The organism is Cohnella baijiui (assembly GCF_020731285.1).
Taxonomy (GTDB): domain Bacteria; phylum Bacillota; class Bacilli; order Paenibacillales; family Paenibacillaceae; genus Cohnella.
In genome coordinates, this window is the sequence record NZ_JAJFOW010000352.1 from 1 (window position 1) to 235 (window position 235).

At 40.9% G+C, this 235-nt stretch carries 1 pseudogene; it reads right to left on the minus strand.

Annotation, left to right across the window (positions count from 1 at the left end):
- A pseudogene (locus tag LKX83_RS32930) lies at positions 1-235 on the minus strand (DEAD/DEAH box helicase); the annotation flags it as partial.

Here is a 235-nt window from a genome sequence, read left to right on the forward strand (position 1 = left end):
AGCGTAATAGAGTCGTATTCATCCAGTAATTCGCTTGCCGTTTGCTTAAACGGTCCATAATTCCCCTCTTTGAGTAATTCAATCATCTTCTCTGACGCCATTTTCTGTTTAGACTCCATCGCTTCCTCAACTGTCGGAATCAACTTACGATGAATTTTTCCTTTTGAAGCTTTTTCAATCGTTCGAAGCTGGCCTATTTCTCTAGGCGTATCAAATGTAGCTGCTATCCCTGTTT